11 protein-coding genes are annotated in these 15943 nt (G+C 75.0%); 5 read left to right on the top strand and 6 right to left on the bottom strand.

Annotated elements, in window-relative coordinates; translation table 11 throughout:
* Nucleotides 1-24 precede the first annotated feature (24 nt).
* Complete coding sequence (locus tag WMF12_RS18340) at nt 25-4446, top strand: hypothetical protein (protein WP_437872848.1); 4422 nt, start codon at nt 25-27, stop codon at nt 4444-4446.
* A gap of 27 nt (nt 4447-4473) precedes the next feature.
* On the opposite strand, the gene WMF12_RS18335 is transcribed toward WMF12_RS18340, so the two are convergent.
* Nucleotides 4474-5505, bottom strand: a complete 1032-nt coding sequence (locus WMF12_RS18335; RefSeq protein ID WP_437872847.1) for an OmpA family protein — start codon at nt 5503-5505, stop codon at nt 4474-4476.
* Between the two features lie 228 nt (nt 5506-5733).
* Nucleotides 5734-6792: an RNA polymerase sigma factor gene (locus WMF12_RS18330; RefSeq protein WP_437872846.1), complete on the bottom strand. Its 1059-nt coding sequence runs from the start codon at nt 6790-6792 to the stop codon at nt 5734-5736.
* 105 nt (nt 6793-6897) lie between these two features.
* Here WMF12_RS18330 and WMF12_RS18325 point away from each other — a divergent pair, with 105 nt between their 5' ends.
* The 4 genes from WMF12_RS18325 (at nt 6898) to WMF12_RS18310 (ending at nt 12085) form a co-directional block, all read left to right on the top strand.
* A complete protein-coding gene (locus WMF12_RS18325) occupies nt 6898-7443 on the top strand; it encodes a L,D-transpeptidase family protein (protein WP_437746940.1) in 546 nt (181 codons plus the stop codon).
* Nucleotides 7444-7548: 105 nt separating this feature from the next.
* A complete protein-coding gene (locus WMF12_RS18320; RefSeq protein ID WP_437746939.1) occupies nt 7549-7974 on the top strand; it encodes an EVE domain-containing protein in 426 nt (141 codons plus the stop codon).
* Nucleotides 7975-8006: 32 nt separating this feature from the next.
* On the top strand, nt 8007-8729 hold the full coding sequence (locus tag WMF12_RS18315) for a hypothetical protein (RefSeq protein WP_437746938.1): 723 nt from the start codon (nt 8007-8009) through the stop codon (nt 8727-8729).
* Nucleotides 8730-9595: 866 nt separating this feature from the next.
* The gene (locus WMF12_RS18310; RefSeq protein ID WP_437872845.1) at nt 9596-12085 is read left to right on the top strand and encodes an efflux RND transporter permease subunit; all 2490 of its coding nucleotides are present in this window, start codon (nt 9596-9598) and stop codon (nt 12083-12085) included.
* A 66-nt stretch (nt 12086-12151) separates the two neighbouring features.
* On the opposite strand, the gene WMF12_RS18305 is transcribed toward WMF12_RS18310, so the two are convergent.
* The 4 genes from WMF12_RS18305 to WMF12_RS18290 form a co-directional block, all read right to left on the bottom strand.
* Nucleotides 12152-12625, bottom strand: coding sequence for an SRPBCC family protein (locus WMF12_RS18305; RefSeq protein WP_437872844.1), 474 nt, complete (start codon nt 12623-12625; stop codon nt 12152-12154).
* A gap of 672 nt (nt 12626-13297) precedes the next feature.
* A complete protein-coding gene (locus WMF12_RS18300; RefSeq protein ID WP_437872843.1) occupies nt 13298-13774 on the bottom strand; it encodes an SRPBCC family protein in 477 nt (158 codons plus the stop codon).
* Between the two features lie 94 nt (nt 13775-13868).
* The gene (locus tag WMF12_RS18295) at nt 13869-14924 is read right to left on the bottom strand and encodes a hypothetical protein (RefSeq protein ID WP_437872842.1); all 1056 of its coding nucleotides are present in this window, start codon (nt 14922-14924) and stop codon (nt 13869-13871) included.
* Nucleotides 14905-15894, bottom strand: coding sequence for a hypothetical protein (locus WMF12_RS18290; protein ID WP_437872841.1), 990 nt, complete (start codon nt 15892-15894; stop codon nt 14905-14907). The genes WMF12_RS18295 and WMF12_RS18290 overlap by 20 nt, the downstream gene beginning before the upstream one ends.
* Between the last annotated feature and the right edge of the window lie 49 nt (nt 15895-15943).

Here is a 15943-nt window from a genome sequence, read left to right as displayed (position 1 = left end):
TTCGTGTAAGGTCGCGCGCGCGCCATGCTGCACGATCGCGTGTCCTCCTCGCCGCGCGCTCTCCCGCTCTGCTCCGCGCTGCTCCTCGCGCTGCTCGCCGCTGGCTGCGGCGGCGCGGCCTCCCCGGGCGCCACGCCCGCACAGGCCGCCCAGTGCGATCCTGCGCACCTCGACGCGTGCGAGCGCGCCCTCGCCGCGGCGCTCGCGGAGGGCCGGCCGCCGCGCGAGCTCGCCCTCGGCTACGTCGCGGCCCGCGCCGCCCGGGACGCCGACGACCCCTGGGCGCTCTTGCTCCGCGACCTCGACCGGCGCGGCGGGCGCGGGCCGCGGGCCGCGGTCGTCGTCGAGGCGGGCGCGGAGGCCACGGCCGCGGCGCGAGCGCCTGCGGCCGCGGCGGAGGCGAAATGGATCCGCGCCGCGCCGCTGCCGCCCCCTGGGGCCCTCGCCGCCGACGCGCTGCTCCTCGCGATCGGCGAGGCCGTCGGGTACGAGCACCTCGTCCACGCGCGCGCCCGCCATGGAGCCGTCCAGCTCTTTCCGGCCGATCCGCTCGCGCCGTTCATGGCCGGCCTCGCGCCGATCACGCGCGGCGACGCGTCGCTCTCGCGGGTCGCGGACGACATCGCGCTCGCCGCGCTCGTCCGCCGCGCCTTCGGCGCCGCCGGCCGCTTCCGCTACGTCGAGGCCGCGGCCGCGGCCGACGCCCTCGCGGCCGCGGTGAAGGGGCGCGACCCGAACGACGAGCCGGTCCTGCGCGGCCGCTACGCGCTGCAGCTGCTCGCGACCGCCGGGGTCGCGCTCGAGGAGGCCGAGGACGACGCTCCCTTCGCGCCCTCGGCCCCCCGGCTGGACCCGCCGCCCGCGCCGGGCGACACGCCTTACGGCGACCTCCTCCGCGTGCGCACGGCCCGGGACGGCCGCGCCGCGTGGCGCGCCCGCGGCGCGGCCGTGCTGCGGGCCGTCCCCGCGGACCGGCGCGCCGCGCTCGACGACCTGCTCGGCAAGGCCCCCGGCTGCGGCCGGGACGTCGCGCCCCCCATGGAAGGCCCGCGCGACCTCGTGTTCGCCGCGGCGCTCGCCGGCGCCCTCGCCCCGGGCGACCCTGCCGCTGCGCCCGTGAGCACCGCGGCGGCGCCGGGACGACGCCTCCCGCTCGACGCGTGGCTGCCGCGCTACGAGGCGCTCGTCCGCGCCGTCGAGCAAACGAGCACCGCGTGGGCCCACGCGCCCGCCCTGCTCCACGAGCGCAGCCCCACGCCCGCCGCGAGCCAGGCAGGCAGCGCGGGCAGCGCCGTCCACCGCCGCGCCACCGAGCTCGGCCTCGCGCACCTCGCCGCGCTGCGCGCCCTCGCGGAGGCCGAGCCGCGCCGCTACCGCGCGCTCGCGCTGATCCCCCTCGCCTACAGCCCCGGGGTGCTCGCCGACGAGCCCCTCCGCGACGCCATCGTCGACCTCACGCAGATCGCCGTGCAGCGCCGCATGGCCGAGGCGCACGACCCGGAGGCCGTCCTCGGCGCGGCGCTCGCCGGCGTCTTCGCGGGCATGGCGTACCCGCCCGAGGTGCAGCCCCCGCACTTCCTCGCCCTGCAGGGCGCGCTCACCGCCAAGCTCCGCGGCGAGCTCACCGAGCAGGCTGGATGGGGCGTCGCCGGCCTCTACGCCGCCGACGCGCTGTACCGGCTCGCCTCCGGTCAGGCGCCGGATCTCGCGTTCTCGTCCGCGCAGATCGAGCGCGCGCTCGCGCCCGCCCCGGCGCTGCCCTACCCCGGCCTCGCGGCGCTCGCCGCGAGCCTCTCCCGCTACGCCGCGCTCGGCGCCGCCGGCGCGCTGGATCCGCAGGCGACCGGCGCAGCCAGGCTCCCCCCGGAGCGCCGGCAGGCGCGCGACGCGCTCCGGCGCGCCGTCGCGGGGCTCGCGGCGCGCGATGCCGAGGCCGGCGCCGGCGCGGCCAACGCCGCGGAGGCGCCCCCGCCCGAGCTCGTCGAGGACGTCACCGCGCTGGCCGACGGCGTCCTCGCCGTGCTGCTCACCGAGCGCTCGCGCAAGCCGCCGCCGGCCGGGGCCGCCTGCGCCGCCGGGCGCGGGCCGAGCCCCGAGGCCCGCCGCGCCCTCGCGCGGCTCGGCGACGTCCGCCGGCGGATCCTGCTCGCGCCGCGGTACCGGCAGGGCGACGGCCCGTGGGCGCGCCGGGCGCGGCTCCTCGTGACGCTCCTCTCCGACGCCATCGATCTCCTCTCGGCGCCGCCGCGCGCCGCCGGCGCGCCGGCGCGCGTCGCTCCGCCGCGCTTCACCCTGCCGGCCGCGGACGCCGAGGCCGCCGTCGCCGCGGGCCTCTCCGGCTGGGTCGACCATGACCTCGCCGACGCGCTCACCGGCGGCTACGCGCTCGCCCGCGCGCTCCTCGAGTCGTCCACCGCGGAGCGCTTCGCCGAGCGGAGCGGCGCCCCGCTCGGCCGGGTGCTCCGCGGGCTCTCCGCGGCGTTCCGCGACGATCCGGCGCGGAGTGGCGGCGTCGGACGAGGCCCCGCCGGCGGCGCGCTGCTCGACGCGCTCGCGTCGCTCCCCGCCGCGCGCGACGGCGGCGGCGATCTGCGGGGCCTGTTCGTCGGCTACGCCCGCGCGTTCTCGGCCCTCGGGCTGCGCGACCAGGCCGACCTCGCGCTGCTCGCCTCGCTCCTCGGCGCCGCCGTGCTGGGCGGGCCGCCGTCGCCCGACGCCATCGCGCTCGCGAACGACAGCGGCAGCCGGGTCGCCTGGGCGCTCTCGTACCTCGGCGAGATCGCGAAGGCCCGGGCCGGCATTGCCCCGGATCCGTCGGCGTACGCTGCCGCCATGAGCAAGGCGTCGGACGACGCCTGCCAGGCGGCCGACACCGGCGACGTGCTCGCCCTCGTCGGCGCCGTGCGCGACTTCGCCGGCGGCCGGCGCGCCGAGGCGCGCGACGCCCTCGACCGCGTCCTCGCCGCCGCCGACGCCCGCGGCCTGCGCGTGCCGCGCATGACCTACCGCTACGAGGAGAAGACCGCGACCCGCGTCTTCTCGCTCAGCTTCGACGTCTCGTACGGCGCCGGGCTCCTCGAAGGGGCGAACGGCTTCCAGCTCGGCCTCGGCCTCCGCACCCGCGGCGAGCCCGAGGGCTCCCTCGCCGCGGCGCTCGCGCCCGAGGGCTCGCCCCGGAGCGACGAGGACGCGGCGCGTGCGTACGTCAGCGCCGCGGCGCTCGCGGCCGCCTACCACTTCCTCGAGGGCGACGCCGAGCGCGGCACCGCCGCGGCGCGCCGGGCCATCGCCGCGCTCTCGTTCGGCCTCCGGCTCGGGCGGCGGGCGCTGCGCCCGGACCAGCCGCTCGCCTGGGGCCGGGACGCCCGCGCGCTGCTGGCGATCGACGCCCAGCTCGCGGCCGAGGCCGGTCACCCCTTCCTCGCCGGCGACCTCTGGACGCTCGTCCGCGGCCTCCTGCCGCCGGACGCAGACGACGCCGCGGTCGCGGCGCTCCTCGATCCGCTCCCGACCGGCCTCGCCGCGGTCCAGGGGCTCGACCCGCTCGTCGCGAGGACCGCGCGCTCGCTCGCCGCGGTCGCCAGGCCGCTCGCGTGCACCGAGGCCAGGGTCGAGCTCGGCGGCTACGAGGAGCCCGCCTGCGACGCCTACCCGCTCGCGCTCTCGCTGCGCATCGCCGACGTCCTCGGCAAGCTGCCGCACCTCCAACGACGGGCGCGCGCGGGCAGCGCGGCCGCGTGCCCTGCCCTGCGCAGCCTCGACGGCTTCCTCACGGCGGCGGAGCGGGGGACGTACGACCCCGACGCGTTCACGGCCGCCGTGGAGGCGCTGCGGCAGAGCGGCCGGCTCTACGACGCCGGCGTGATGCTGGCGCGGCAGCGCCGCGAGGGGCACTGCGGCCCGGTCGTGCTCGCCGCCGCGCGTGCGCTCGGCCGCGCTCCCTCGCTCGGCCCAGCCCTGCGCGCGGATCTGCTCAGCGTCGCGGTGCGCTGCGCGGCCGCGGCGCTCGACGCGAGCGTCGTCGACGACCTGATGGCGCTCGACGGCGAGACGCGCTCCCTCCCCGACCTCGGCCGCAACCTGAAGGTCGTGCTCTTCGCGACGGAGCTCGCCGTGCGCGAGCAGCGCTGGGACGTCCTCTCGCGGCTCTCGAAGCAGCCCGACTTCGTGGGTCGCTTCCGGGGCGAGGACGAAGGCGCGGCGGCGACCGCGCGCCTCATCGAGGCCGCTGCGGCCGTGCTCGCTGGCGAGCCTGCGCCGCGCGACGCCCCCGGCGACGGCGCGCGCGACGCGCCGTGCGGCGCGCCTCTCGCCGGCGATCGCGCCGCGCTGTGCGCCGAGATCCAGCGCCTGCGCCCGGGCGCGCTGCCCGAGCCGCAGCGCCGGCAGGCCGCGCGCGAGGCGCTCGCGAGCCTGCTCGCCGCCGCGCGCGGACAGGCTCGCTAGCCTGCCCGCTTGCGCGGCGCCGAGCGCCTACTTCACGCTGGCAGGCTTCGTCTCGGCCGGCTTCGTGTCCGCGGGCTTCGCCCCGGCCGGCTTCGTGTCCGCGGGCTTCGCCGCGGCGGGCGCGGCGGGGGCAGGCGCGGCGGCGGCGGGCTGCGCTGCAGCCGGCGGCGCGGCGGCGGGCGCCGGTGCGGCAGGCGCAGCGGCGGGCTTCGCGTCCGCGGGCTTGGCGGCGGCCTTCGGGTCCACCGGCTTCGCGTCGGAGGCCTTCGCGGCGCCCTTCGGCGCGGTCGCGGGCACGCCGGCCGGCTTGAGGCCCTTGGTGGCGACCGCGGCGCAGGCGAGCTCGACGCCGGTGTCCTTGCCGTCGAGCCGCATGATCTTGATCTCGACGCGGCGGTTCTTCTCCTTCGCCTCCTCGGTCTCGCCCGGATCGGTCGCGCAGTGCGCCCCGTAGCCGGCGGCCCGCACGCGGTTCTTCTCGACCCCGAGCGCGGTGAGCGCCTTCACCACCGCCTCGGCGCGCTTCTTCGTGAGCGTCACGGAGGCGGCGTCGTTGGCGAGCTTCTCGGAGTAGGCCGCGACCTCGACGAACTGGATCTCCGGATGGTCCTTGAGGACCTGCGCGATGTTCGCGAGGAGCTCCTGCGACGCGGGCTCGATATCGGGCTTGCCGGCGGCAAAGGCGATCTTCTCGTTGAGCTTCACCTCGTTGCCGAGCAGCGCGACCCGCGGGACGTCCGGACAACCGTCGTCGTCCTTGTAGTTGTTCTTGACCTCGGCCTCGGTCGGGCACTTGTCGGCCTCGGCCGCGAAGCCGTCTCCGTCCGGGTCGGTCGACTTGCAACCGTCCTTGGCGTCGGGCGGCAGGCCGTCCTCTTTCTCGGCGACGCACTTGTCAGCGCCGTCGTCGAGCACCCCGTCCGCGTCCGCGTCAGGGGGCGGCGCAGGCGGCGCAGGCGGCGGCGGCGCGGGCGGCGGTGCCGGCGCCTTCGCGGTCTGCTGCTGGGGCTCAACCGCGCAGCCGGCGCTCGCCGCGAGCAGGGACACTGCGAATGCCATTCCAAGCCATCTCGTCGTTCGCATCTCCTGGGCTCCTCTCCTTGGCGTCGTTGATGGCGCCGAGCGCCAGCGTGTTTAGACGACTACGCCGGAAACTGCGAGATGGATTCGTACGGCGGCGCGCGCCGCTCCCCCTCGGCAGCGCGTCGGCCCCCCGCTCCGGAGGCGACGGCGAGCCGTCGAGTTCGGCTCGATCTCGGCGCGTCGTTCGCCCCTTGGCGCGAGCAGCTAGAGTTTCCCCGACGGGAAATCCATCTCGTCGACCTTCGATTTCGGCGCTGCTTTCCTCGACTTGAGCATCTGTTCCTTGAGCATCTGCTCCGCGGGCACCGACGAGGTAGGCTTCTGTACGGGCGGCGGCGCCACCTTCGGGCGAGGCGTCGGCGCGGGGCGAGAGTTGCTCTCGTCCTTCTTGTCGAGCTTCTCGTTGACGGGCGCCGGGGCCTTCTCCGTCGGCGCGCGGAGCGCCTCGAGCGCGCGCTCGCGCGCCGCGGCGACCTCGGGCGCGTCGCGGCCCGCCGGGTCGAGCCGATCCGCCTCGTCGAGCTGGTCCAGGCACCGGCGGAAGGCCGCCTCGTCGCAGGCGCGCAGCGCCTCGGCCCGCAGCGACCGCGCGCGCTCCAGCGCGTCGAGCGGCGAGGGCGGCGCGATGGGCGGCGAAGGCCCGTCGGGCGGCGCGCTCGGCTGCGGCTCGGGCAGGGGCGCGATCACGGGCGCGTCGCTCGTCGATCGCAGGAGCCGGGCGACGAGGATCGCGAGGATGGCCAGCGCCGCGACCGCGGCGAGCTCGGCCATCCAGCGCTCCCGCATCCATCGCCGCATCCGCGACACGCGCTGCCGCACCCGGGCGGCGGGCACCTGCTCCTCGGCGGCGATGCTCTCGAGCTTCTCGCCTTCCCCTTCCCGGGCCATCCACGACAGCGTCTGCCGGGCGTCGCGGCTCGCGGAGGCCTGCTCTTCCGCCCAGCGCGCCAGCTCGCGCGCCTCGACGGGCGGCGGTCCGACCGGCAGGTCGGGCAGCTCCGTCGCGGCCTCCCGCGCCGAGCGCCGGTGGTGGTCGGCCACCTTGTGGCGCGCGATCCCGAGGAGCCAGCGCCGGAGCTCCGTCGGGTCGGCCGGGCGCCCCGGCGACGCGAGCGCGTCGCAGAGAACCGTCTGCACCACGTCGTCGACCTCGCCGCTCGGGACGCGCCGCCGCACGAAATCCTCGAGGGCTCGGCGGAGCCCCGGCTCTGCCAGGGGGTTCGTCGCGGGGCTGCGGTCCTCGGTGGTCATCGGCGTGCTCATCGACCCTGCATCGCGCCGCGGCCGCGGAGTGTGACGCGCCCGATCGAGAATACTGCAGGCCTCGACCGGGCGTCACACTCTCCAGCCCGGCGCCGACGGTCGGGCATGCTCCTCAGGCCCCCTCTTGTCCTCGCCGCGGCGTTGCTCGCCGCTTCCCTCACCCACACGGTCCCCTCCCTGACCGCCGCCCAGGGCGGTGCCCCGCCGGTCACCGAGATCCGGATCGACAAGAGCGAGCACACGCTCGATCTCGTCGCGGGTGGCAAGATCGTCCGGTCCTACCGGGTCGCCCTCGGGCCGGGCGGGCCGGGGCCGAAGCGCTACGAGGGCGACAGGCGCACCCCCGTCGGCACGTACCGCGTCGCGGGCCGCATCAACGGCCTGTTCCATCGGTTCCTGATCGTCAGCTACCCGAACGAGGAAGATCGCGCGCGCTTCGCCGAGCTCAAGCGGCGCGGCGAGGTCCCGCCGGGCCGCGGCGTCGGGCACAGCATCGGCATCCACGGCGTCGGAAGCGGCGGTGGGCGACAGCTCGCCGGCGTGCACAAGGAGAGCGACTGGACGCTCGGCTGCATCGCCCTCGACGACGACGAGATTGACGAGATCGCGCGTCGAACGCCGGACGGCGCCAAGATCGTGATCACCGACTGAACGGGCGGTGCTAGGGTAGCCGGTCAAATCGACGGGCTGTCCGTCGAGGATGAGAGCGCGACGGCGAGGCCGGCGCCGCCCTCGCGCCTGCCCTGGAGATCGTGCATGTCTCGCCGTTACTGGCTGATGAAGAGCGAGCCGCAGAAATATTCGTTCGCGCAGCTCGTGCGCGACGGCCAGACGATGTGGGACGGCGTCCGGAACTTCGAGGCCCGCAACAACATGCGGGCCATGAAGCAGGGGGATCTCGTGCTCTTCTATCACTCGAGCGAGGGCAAGGCGGTCGCGGGCGTTGCGCGCGTCAAGCGCGAAGCGTACCCGGATCCGACGGCCGACGCCGACGAGGACTGGAGCGTGGTGGACATCGAGCCGGTCGCGCCGCTCAAGGTGCAGGTGAGCCTCGACACGATCCGCGGCGACGAGTCGCTGGCCGAGATCTCGCTCTTGAAGCGGTCGCGGCTCAGCGTGGTGCCCGTCTCGAAGGAGCACTTCGATCGGGTGCTGAAGCTGGGCAAGACCAAGATCGCTTGACGCGCGGACCCGGGGAAACGACTAATCCCGTCGTGAACCTCCGCCCCGGAGCCCGACCCCTCGCCGTCTTCTTCCTCGGCAGCTTCCTCGCCAGCGCCGCGTGCGGCGGCCCGCCCGTGCCGTCCCCGATCGACGGGGAGCCGATCTGCCCCGATTTCGAGATCGGCGCGACGCGCGCGCACATGCGCGGGAGCCTTCGCTTCCCGGTCACGCTGACGGTGCGCGAGGGCAAGGAGCCGATCACCCGGACGACGCTCACCGGGCGCCGGTCCAAGGACGATCCGCCGAGCCGGATCCTCCTCTCCGACGAGGACGCCGAGTACGAGATCGAGTGGGCCCAGTGCGAGAACCAGCGCGCGCCCCGGACGCGCGTGGTGGCGCGCGAGTCGAAGGACGCCGCGGAGTACGCGTGCGGCAACGCGACCGTGTACAAGACCGACAAGCTCGTCACCCGGAAGGGCGACGCCGCGTCGCGCGCGGTCCACTTCGCGGCGCCCCCGAAGCCGGAGTGCTGGGAGAGCGAGCTCCCGCCAGCGCCCCCGCCGCCCGCGCCCCCCGCGGCACCCGACCAGCCGCCGCCGGACGCGGGCGCCGAGGCCGACGCGGGCGCCGCGCCGGTGGACGCGGGCGCGCCCCGAGACGCGGGCGCCGCGCCGGTGGACGCGGGCGCGCCCCGAGACGCGGGCTCAGGCGGCGCTGCGAAGCCTCGCCGCGCGGGGGCCGCGGACGCCGGCACGACCCCGCCGGGCCCCTAGTTCCGCCCGCCAGAGGTCCGGCCCGGGATCCGGAGAGAGTTTTCAACGCAAAGACGCAAAGACGCAAAAAAGAACAGATTTTTGTATTTCGCGTCTTTGCGCTCTTGGCGTCTTTGCGTCGAATCTCTCTTCGTTTGCGAGACAGATCCCTGGCGGGATTTGTGGCACGCGGAACCAGGGCCTGTTCGTATACCTCATGAGGCGATCGATCGGCGGGCTTGGCCGCCGGCGACACCCTAGCTGCCTTGGCCCTTGCGCGACGCGAGCAAGGCTTCACAGGCCCCCTCCGATCGCGCGAGGCCCGCGGGAGAGGCGTCGTAGGGGAGCGGACTCGACACGGGAGGCACGCCGGGCGCCCATCCTTGAGGCCATGACGTCGAGAGCCGGCCACGAGCTCCCTGTAGTGCCGCTTTTTCGCCCCGCGAGGCGGGCGATCTCGTGACCGATCAGGCGGCGCACGAGATCGTCGTTGCGCATCCCGAACACCGCATCATGGTCAGCGGGGCCGTGGGAGCGCCCGCGGGCCCGGCGCGCCTCCGCGGCCACCTGGACCTCGGCGGCGCGCCGTCGCCGCGCCGCACACGACCGCTGTTCTCCGGGGCGCCCGTTCCCTAGAACGTGGTCCACCGGCGCTTTCACCCCGGCGCTTCCACCGTCCTTCCAACGTCCCTTTCCGCCCCGGAACCACACACCGTCTCATGTCCGCTCCGCCCATGCCACCGCCTCCGGCGCCCCGCCCGTTTCCTTCCCCTGATTCCCCTGATTCACACGAAAGCTCCGGTGAAGCTCCCCGCGAGCCCTCTCCCCGCCTCGCGCCGCCCTCGTCGCGCGGCGGCGGGCTCGCGTCGCGCCTCGCCGAGCTCCAGGTGAAGCGGCCGGCGCTGCCGCTGCTCGCGACCGGGGTCCTCACCGTCATCGCCCTCTTCCTGGCGACGCGGCTCCATGTGCTGACCGGGTTCGAGTCGCTGCTGCCGGCGTCGCGGCCCAGCGTGCAGGAGCTCGACCGGGTCGCGGCCAAGACGGCCGGCGTCTCCACGCTCTTCGTCGTGCTCCAGGGCGGCGAGGGCACGCCCACCGCCGCGCTCCAGCGGGCCGCGGACGCGCTCGTCCCGGAGATCGAGAAGATCGGCCCCCCGTGGGTCGGCAGCGTCGAGGACGGGGTGCACGAGGCCTACCGCTTCCTCTCGCCGCGCGCCGGGCTCTACGTCGACCGCGACAGGCTCACCAAGCTCAGGGACGACATCGAGGCGCGCTACGCCTACGAGGTCAACAAGGCGACGGGCGCGCTGCTCGACGACGACGAGCCGCCCCCCGAGATCAACGCCGGCTCGATCGAGCAGAGCCTCGGCCTCCAGGGGGTCGACACGGGGCGCTACCCCGACGGCTACTACCAGTCGAAGGACGGCAAGACCGTCGTCGTCGCCATCCGCTCGAAGGTGATCGCCAGCGATTTCGCCGCCGGCTCCGAGGCGATCCGGCGCGTGAGCGAGGTCGTCGAGCGCGTGCGCCCCGCCTCGTTCGAGCCGGGCATCACCTACGGCCTCTCCGGCGATCTTCAGACCGGCATCGCCGAGTACGCGGCGATCAACGAGGACCTGACCGACGTCGGCGTCTCGGGCGCCGTGCTCATCGCCGCTGTCGTGTTCCTCTACTACCTGCGCCTGCGCACGCTCGTCGCCATGCTGATCACGATCGGCATCGGCGTCGCCTGGACGTTCGGCGCCACCCAGCTCGCGCTCGGCCACCTCAACATGGCGACCGGGTTCCTCTTCTCGATCGTCGCCGGCAACGGGATCAACTTCGGGATCATCTACATGGCGCGCTACCTCGAGGCGCGCCGCGGCGGCGCGAGCCTGCTCGAGGGCGTGCGCGTCGCCCACCGCGAGACCTGGCTGCCCACGCTCACGGCCGGCTGCGCGGCCGCGGCCGCCTACGGCTCGCTGCTCGTCACCGAGTTCCGCGGCTTCCATGACTTCGGCCTCATCGGCAGCGCCGGCATGGTGCTCTGCTGGATCGCCACGTTCGTCGCGCTGCCGAGCATCCTCGCGGTGATGGACCGGATCGTCCCCCTCGAGCAGGAGTCGCCGGGCCTGCTCGGCAGGCTGCGGCGGCGCGCCCAGGGCGGCGTCGCGTTCGGCGCGCCGTTCGCGCGGCTCGCGTCGCGGAGCCCCGTCACGCTCACGCTCGCGGGCCTCACCCTGGCCGCGGCCGGCCTCGTCGCCGCGGTGAGCTACGTGCGCGCCGATCCGATGGAGTACAACCTCCAGAACCTCCGCAACGACGAGGGGGCCCGCGCGGCGCAGATCCGCCTGAGCTCGCTCGCGGAGGAGATCACCGGCTACGTCGGCACCGACGGCATGGCGATCCTCGTGGACCGGCCCGAGCAGGTCGAGCCGCTCCGCGCCGCGCTCTACGCGAGGCGCGACGCGGCGCCCGAGGGCGAGAAGCCGTTCAAGGAGATCTACGCGCTCCAGGATCTGGTCCCGCGGGATCAGGCGGCGAAGCTCCCGCTGCTCCAGGAGATCAAGGATCGCGTCCTCAGGGCGCGGAAGCGCGGCCTCGTGGGCGACGAGGACTGGCGCCGCATCCAGGCGGTCATCCCGCCGGACGATCTCGCGCCGTTCGGGATCGACGATCTGCCGGCGGGCGTGGCGCGCGCCTTCACCGAGACCGACGGGACGCGCGGGCGCATCGTGTACATCAGCCCGATCACGCCCGAGAGCGTGCACGACGCGCACTACCTCTTCCGGTGGGCGGACGCGTACCGCGAGACGCGGCTCCCCGACGGCAGCGTCGTGCGCGGCTCGGGGCGCGCGGTCATCTACGCGGACATGTGGGCGGCGGTCATCGACGACGTGCCGCCGGCGGTGCTCTTCTCGCTGGCCGCGACGGTCCTCGTCGTGCTCGTCGCCTTCCGCGGCGGCCGCCCGGCGTTCGCGGTGCTCGGCGCGCTGCTCGTCGGCGTCTCGTGGATGGCGGGGTTGCTCGTGCTGATGGACGTGAAGCTCAACTTCCTGAACTTCATCGCCTTGCCGCTGACGTTCGGCATCGGCGTCGACTACGCCGTGAACATCGTGCAGCGGTACGCGCGGGAGGGCGCCGGCGGCGCGCTGACCGCGGTGCGCGAGACGGGCGGCGCCGTGATCCTCTGCAGCCTCACCACGACGCTGGGCTACCTCGCCCTGGTCCGCTCGCAGAACTACGCGGTGCGGAGCCTGGGCGTCGCCGCGGTCATCGGCGAGCTCGCGTGCCTCTTCGCGGCCGTGCTGGTCTTGCCCGCGGCGCTCGTCTGGCGCGACCGGCGGCGCCCGAAGGGCGAGGAGGCCTTCCTCGCGGTCGGCCGCCCCACGACCTGAGCGCGCCCGGCGTGCAGTGCGCTCGGGCGGCCGCCGTGCCGCGATGTTCGCGGCGCGGCGGCAGGATCACGCAGCGCGGCGGCGCTTCGCGAAGTACGCCTTGATCGCCGCGACCTCCTTCGCGGTGAGCGCGGCGATGGTCGGGACGACCTGCGCGGGATCGTGACCTGCCGCGACCCCGAACTCCCGTGGAAACTCGAGGAAGGTCTTACCCGGCTCGGTCGTGATGCGCCGGAGCCGGTAGGTCCCGGTGTATCGTTCGATGCCGAAGAGTTGCCCGTAGAGCCGGTAGGTGACGGTGTGCTTGGTCTCGGAGCGCGCGACCACCTCTTCCAGCGAGCTTTCCCCCGAGACGAGCGTGAATGCGAACCGCGAGGGCACCTTCTCCGCGGAGCCGCCCTCCACGTAGCCGTACTCCTTGACGTTGTCCCCGAAGACGACGGGGATGAGCTTCGTGATATCGCGGACCTCTTGCCAGACCTCCTCGATGGGGGCGTCCAGCACCGCCGAGTCGTAGACGTGATAACGCGCGTCGATCATGGCTCCCTCCTCCCGATGCCGCAGGCGCGACACCGCCATGCGCGGCGGAGCGATGCTATCAGGGGATGTCGCGGCCTCTCGAGCGCGCCCTCGTCACGGCGGCGTGCGCTCGGGAAGGCGAGATGCGCCGTCGTGAACGGACGACCCGGGTGGTCGCGCGCCAGCAGGCCCGAGCCCTGGCCGCCCCCAGCGGAGTCGATCCGTCGCGGACCCGTCGCTCGCGCCCGCTCCAGCGCACGCGATCCGTTGCTGCCGCCCGGGCGCAGGCCCCTCGCGCGCACTCGATCCGTCGAAGACCTCCGGCTGCGGGTCCCTCGCGCGCACTCGATCCGTTGAAGACCCCCGGCGGCGGGTCCCTCGCGCGCACTCGATCCGTTGAAGACCCCCGGCGGCAGGCCCCTCCCAACGGTTGCGGTCCGTTGAAGACCCCCGGCGGCAGGCCCCTCCCAACGGTTGCGATCCGTTGAGGCCCCCCGGCGCAGGCCCTTCCTAACGGTTACGATCCGTTGAGGCCCCCCGGCGCAGGCCCCTCCCAACGGTTGCGATGCGTTGAGGCCCCCCGGCGCAGGCCCCTCCAGCGGTTGCCATCGGACTCCGGCCCCCTGCTGCCATCCCTCGCGGAACCGTGGGGCTCCACCTCGGCCCCGCGCGCTCGGCCGAGGCCGCTGTGCATCACACGGAGCGGCGGCGCAGCGCGAAGTGCTCCTTGATGGCGACGATCTCCTTCGCGGTGAGGGCCGCGACCGACGGGACGACCTTCTCAGGCTCCTGGCCCGGCGCGACGCCGAACTCCCGGGGCCACTCGAGGAACGTCTTGCCCGGCTCGGTCGTGATGCGACGGAGCCGGTACGTCGCGATGTACCCCTCGATGCCCAGAACCTGCCCGAGCAGCCGGTACGTGACGGAGTGCTCGGTCTCGGATCGCGCGACCACCTCCTCCACGGCCTTGTCTCCCGACGGGTGGAGCGTGAACTCGAAGCGCGACGGGATCTTCTCCGCCGAGCCGCCGTCCACGTAGCGGTAGTCCTTGACGGCGTCACCGAAGACGATCGGCAGGAGCTTGACGATATCTCGGAGCTCTCTCCACGCCTCTTCGATGGGGGCGTCCAGCACAGCTGAATCGTAGACGTGATATCGGGCGTCGAGCATCGGTGTACCTCCTCGCGGCGTCGCACGGGCGCGTGCAGATCTCCCCGCAGCGGTCGATGCTACCAGAGCGTTGCGTGTCGCCTCGAGCGCGCCCTCACGGGGCCGCGCGCAGATCCGCGCAGCAGCGGACGCCGGTCGAGTAGTCGAAATACGTGAAGTCGTGCGACGCGACGCGCGCCATGCACCCCTCGCGTGTCGCGCGCGCATAGAACCCGCCGACGAACGTCCCCTCCGGATCGTCGATCCACTCGTCCAGATTGCCCACCATGTCGGCGACCGCGTCGTCCTCCCATGCGCTCGCGCACGTCGCGGTCTCGCCCGTCCGCCGCAAGAGCGGCGCCCCGGCGACGCGCACCAGGTTGAGCCGAGGATCGCTGTGCCCGAGCGTCACGTCGCGGTGGAGCACGCCGGCCGGGTGGTGCTCGCGGAACACGTTGCACCGCCCGTCCGCGTAGGTCGGCCCGTACGGGAACTGCTCGTCTCGCTCGCCGCGGCACGCCGTCCGCCACTCGTCGAGCGAGCAGAGCCGCTTGCCCGCGTTCCGGCACGCGAGATCCGCCTGCGCGCCGGTCGTGTAGCCCTGCGGGAGCACGCCCTTGCGCGACACCGCGCGCGGCTCGAACTCGCGCTGCTTCTGCCAGCCGGGCAGGAGCGGCAGCTCCATGCGGCGCGCCTCGTCGTCCCCGAGCTGCAGCCGCATCTTCGACCACACACGCTCGACGGACGCGGCCGCCTGGCGCGACGGAGGATAGAACGCCGAGATCTCGAGCCCCGTCTCCTTGTCGAGCAGCACCGCCTCGTAGCGATCGACGCAGAACCGGCGCGCGATCCGCACCATCTCCGGCGGACAGCGCGGCTCCGCCGGCGGCGCGAGCGCCCTCGGCCCCGGAGGCGCCCCCACGAGCGGCGGCGCCACGTCCGACGCCCCGGCCCCCGCGTCCGCCGCGCCAATTCCCGTGTCCGCCGCGCTCGGCCCCGCGTCCGCCGCGCCGCGCTCTGGCTCCGAGCGGCAGCCCGCGAGCCCCGTCCACGCGAGCGCCGCGGCGCTGACGTAGGCGAGCGCCGCGGCCGCGAGGCGGCGGCAGGCGCGGGGCCGCGTGGAGCGCTCGGCGGATCGCGCCGGCGTCGGGTCAGCGGATCGCGCCGGCATACGGGTCGATGGACGCGGGCTCGCGGCAGAAGAAGCGGCGGAGCACGAGGTAGTGATGGATCGGCAGGAGCCGCGTCTCCTCCTTCATCGACAGCCCCATCCGGCTGATCTCGGCGCCCGGGAACGGCGTCTTCGGATAGCAGCGGACGATCCCGGAGAGCGCCTCGTACTCGTCGAGCAGCCCGAGCACGTGCCCCACCTCGTGGGCGAGCACGGGCAGCGACCAGCCGGCCCGCATCGCGCTGAAGTACGGCGTCCTGCCGCACGTCGGAGAGAGCGGCACCGCGAGGTCGACCCGGAGCGCCCGCGCGCGCGCCTCGTCCGCCAGCACGAAGTCGAAGTCGTAGCGCACCGGCAGCCCGAAGGCGCGCGCGTCGCGGTTCCAGTACCCCTCGGCCTCGTCCGACCAGCGCGCGAGCAGCGCGCGGATCGCGGCCGGCGTCGCCCTCGCCGTGAACACGCCGGAGCCCGGGCAGGCGTCCGTCGATCCCGAGCGCGCATACGGCGTCCCGCGGCACGCGATCGCGCCCCCGAGCCGGGCGGAGAGCCCGCAGTCGGGCAGCTCGAGCCAGCCCGCGCCCTCCGGCGGGTCGACCGCGATCCGCACGTCGACCTCCCAGGCGCCGCTGCGCCGCCGCACGAGGTAGCTCATCGGGCCGAAGAAGAGGCCGTAGTGCGGCATCACCCCGGCGATCCGCCGCTCCCCCTCCGGCACGTCGCCGCGCGCCCCGGAAAAGACGCGGCGCGGAGCCGGCTGGCACAGGTACGCGTCCTTCGCGATCGCGTCGGCCAGGATGTCCCGGAACGTCGCTTCCCGCCCTTCGAGGACCGCGCCGCTCATCGCCTCGAGCTCGGCGGCGATCGCCTCGACCGGGAGCTCGCGCCCGGAGGCCGCATCACCCGCCGCGCCGGCCCCCGCGCGCGGAGCCCCCCCGCAGCCGGACGCCCCCAGCGAGAGCGCCGCGAGCACGGGGAGCGCCCCGCGGCGCGGGGGGACGAGGACACGCCACGGCGCCGGC

Source organism: Sorangium sp. So ce363, from assembly GCF_051520435.1.
In the GTDB taxonomy this organism is placed as follows: domain Bacteria; phylum Myxococcota_A; class Polyangia; order Polyangiales; family Polyangiaceae; genus Sorangium; species Sorangium cellulosum_B.
This window is presented reverse-complemented; position numbering and strand designations above follow the sequence as displayed.

Excerpts from the sequence above, each read along its gene's own strand:
- WMF12_RS18340 (WP_437872848.1), top strand. The coding sequence starts at position 25 with ATGCTGCACGATCGCGTGTCCTCCTCGCCGCGCGCTCTCCCGCTCTGC.
- WMF12_RS18335 (WP_437872847.1), bottom strand. The coding sequence starts at position 5,505 with ATGGCATTCGCAGTGTCCCTGCTCGCGGCGAGCGCCGGCTGCGCGGTT.
- WMF12_RS18330 (WP_437872846.1), bottom strand. The coding sequence starts at position 6,792 with ATGAGCACGCCGATGACCACCGAGGACCGCAGCCCCGCGACGAACCCC.
- WMF12_RS18325 (WP_437746940.1), top strand. The coding sequence starts at position 6,898 with ATGCTCCTCAGGCCCCCTCTTGTCCTCGCCGCGGCGTTGCTCGCCGCT.
- WMF12_RS18320 (WP_437746939.1), top strand. The coding sequence starts at position 7,549 with ATGTCTCGCCGTTACTGGCTGATGAAGAGCGAGCCGCAGAAATATTCG.
- WMF12_RS18305 (WP_437872844.1), bottom strand. The coding sequence starts at position 12,625 with ATGATCGACGCGCGTTATCACGTCTACGACTCGGCGGTGCTGGACGCC.
- WMF12_RS18300 (WP_437872843.1), bottom strand. The coding sequence starts at position 13,774 with ATGCTCGACGCCCGATATCACGTCTACGATTCAGCTGTGCTGGACGCC.
- WMF12_RS18295 (WP_437872842.1), bottom strand. The coding sequence starts at position 14,924 with ATGCCGGCGCGATCCGCTGACCCGACGCCGGCGCGATCCGCCGAGCGC.